The 2,856-nt window shown below is 68.9% G+C and carries 2 protein-coding genes and 1 pseudogene; all 3 read left to right on the top strand.

Annotated elements, in window-relative coordinates; genetic code table 11:
- Positions 1–1,270: arginine--tRNA ligase (gene argS, locus A9X05_RS20995; RefSeq protein ID WP_067783885.1), on the top strand; the 1,270-nt coding region annotated here is incomplete at its 5' end.
- Positions 1,267–2,685, top strand: coding sequence for a diaminopimelate decarboxylase (gene lysA / locus A9X05_RS20990; protein WP_067783883.1), 1,419 nt, complete (start codon positions 1,267–1,269; stop codon positions 2,683–2,685). The genes argS and lysA, both read left to right, overlap by 4 nt.
- Positions 2,686–2,688: 3 nt before the next feature.
- Positions 2,689–2,856: pseudogene (locus A9X05_RS31260) on the top strand (homoserine dehydrogenase); the annotation flags it as partial.

Here is a 2,856-nt window from a genome sequence, read left to right as displayed (position 1 = left end):
CTCGGCCAACCCCACCGGGCCCATCCACATCGGCGGCACCCGCTGGGCCGCCGTCGGCGACGCGCTGGGCCGGTTGTTGAGCACCCAGGGCGCCGCCGTTGAGCGCGAGTACTACTTCAACGACCACGGCGCCCAGATCGACCGTTTCGCCAACTCGCTGATCGCCGCCGCCAAGGGCGAACCGACGCCCGAGGACGGCTACGCCGGCGCCTACATCAACGACATCGCCGCGCAGGTGCTGGGCAAGGCGCCCGACGCGCTGAGCCTGCCCGCCGCCGAGATGCACGAGACGTTCCGCGAGATCGGTGTCGACCTGATGTTCACTCACATCAAGGAGTCGCTGCACGAGTTCGGCACCGACTTCGACGTCTACACCCACGAAGACTCGATGCACACCAGCGGCCGCGTCGACCAGGCCATCGCCCGGCTGCGCGAGACCGGCAACATCTACGAGAAGGATGGCGCAACCTGGTTGCGCACCAGCGCCTTTGGCGACGACAAAGACCGCGTCGTGATCAAGAGCGACGGCAAGCCGGCCTACATCGCGGGTGACATCGCCTACTACCTGGACAAGCGGCAGCGCGGCTTCGACCTGTGCATCTACATGCTCGGCGCCGACCACCACGGCTACATCGCCCGGCTCAAGGCCGTGGCCGCCGCGTTCGGTGACGACCCGGCCCACGTCGAGGTGCTGATCGGGCAGATGGTCAACCTGGTCCGCGACGGCGCGCCCGTCCGGATGAGCAAGCGGGCCGGAACGGTGATCACCCTCGACGACCTGGTGGACGCGATCGGCGTCGACGCGGCGCGCTACAGCCTGATCCGCTCCTCGGTCGACACGCCGATCGACATCGACCTGGCACTGTGGTCGTCGGCGTCGAATGAAAACCCGGTCTATTACGTGCAATACGCGCACGCCCGGCTCTCGGCGCTGGCCCGCAACGCCGCGGAGCTGGGCCTGGTCCCCGACACCGGGCACCTCGAGTTGCTGAGCCACGACAAGGAGGGGACGCTGCTGCGCAGCATCGGGGAATTCCCCCGCGTGCTCAAAACGGCTGCGTCCCTGCGGGAGCCGCACCGGGTGTGCCGTTACCTGGAAGACCTGGCCGGCGACTACCACCGGTTCTACGACTCGTGCCGGGTGTTGCCCCAGGGGGACGAGCAGCCCACCGACCTGCACACCGCGCGCCTGGCGCTGTGCCAGGCCACCCGCCAGGTCATCGCCAACGGGCTGACGATCCTCGGTGTCACCGCTCCGGAGCGAATGTGAACGTGCACCCCGCCGGTCCTCGGCACGCCGAAGAAACCCGGCACCCCGACAGCACGCCGCGGCCGCAGTCGCCCGACGAGCTGCTTCGGCTCGCGCCGAATGTGTGGCCGCGCAACATTCTTCGCGGTGACAACGGAATAGCCAGCATCGCGGGGATCCCGGTCACCCAGCTCGCCCAGGAGTACGGCACCCCGCTGTTCGTCATCGACGAGGACGACTTCCGGTCTCGCTGCCGCGAACTCGCGACGGCCTTCGGCGGCGGCCAGAACGTGTGTTACGCCGCCAAGGCCTTCCTGTGCACCGAGATCGCCCGCTGGGTCGACGAGGAAGGCCTGTCGCTCGACGTGTCCACCGGCGGCGAGCTCGCCATCGCGCTGCACGCCGACTTTCCGCCCGAGCGGATCACGTTCCACGGCAACAACAAGTCCGCCGCGGAACTCACGGCGGCGGTCAAAGCCGGTGTCGGGCACGTCGTCCTGGACTCGATGACCGAAATCGAGCGCCTCGACGCGATCGCGGCCGACGCCGGCATCGTCCAGGACGTCTACGTCCGCCTCACCGTCGGGGTCGAAGCACACACGCACGAATTCATCTCCACCGCACACGAAGACCAGAAGTTCGGGTTGTCGGTGGCCAGCGGCGCGGCGATGGCCGCGGTGCGCCGGGTGTTCGCCACCGACCACCTGCGCCTGGTGGGCCTGCACAGCCACATCGGTTCGCAGATCTTCGACGTCGACGGCTTCGAGGTCGCCGCGCACCGCGTCATCGGGCTGCTGCACCAAATCGTCGACGAATTCGGCGTCGACAAGACAGGTCAGATCTCGACCGTCGATCTCGGTGGGGGGCTGGGGATTTCCTACGTGGGCACCGACGACCCGCCGCCGGTGGCCGACCTGGCGGCCAAGCTGGCGGACATCGTCGGCAACGAGTCGGCGGCCGTGGGATTGCCCACCCCGCGACTGGTGGTCGAGCCCGGACGCGCCATCGCCGGGCCGGGCACCATCACGCTGTACGAGGTGGGCACCGTCAAGGATGTCGACGTGAGCAGCACGGCCCAGCGCCGCTATGTCAGCGTCGACGGCGGCATGAGCGACAACATCCGCACGGCCCTGTACGACGCGCAGTACGACGCCCGGCTGGTCTCACGCGCCAGCGACGCACCGGCGACGCTGGCGCGGATCGTCGGAAAGCACTGCGAGAGCGGCGACATCGTCGTCCGCGACGCGTGGGTGCCCGACGATCTGCAGCCCGGTGACCTGCTCGGGATCGCCGCGACCGGCGCGTACTGCTATTCGCTGTCGAGCCGCTACAACATGATCTGCCGTCCGGCGGTGGTGGCGGTGCGTGCGGGCCGGTCCCGCCTGATCCTGCGCCGCGAGACGGTCGACGATCTGCTGAGTCTGGAAGTGAGGTGAACGGTGCCCCGTGACGAAAAGCCTGTGGGCGTAGCGGTGCTCGGGTTGGGCAACGTCGGAAGCGAAGTTGTCCGCATCATCGAGGGCAGCGCCGACGATCTCGCGGCTCGTGTCGGCGCGCCCCTGGTGTTGCGCGGCGTCGGAGTCCGGCGGGTCGCCGCCGACCGCGGC

This window comes from Mycobacterium sp. E3298, from assembly GCF_001666895.1.
Taxonomy (GTDB): Bacteria; Actinomycetota; Actinomycetes; order Mycobacteriales; family Mycobacteriaceae; genus Mycobacterium.
Note: the sequence above shows the minus strand (reverse complement) of the source record. Positions and strands in the feature narration are given on the sequence as shown.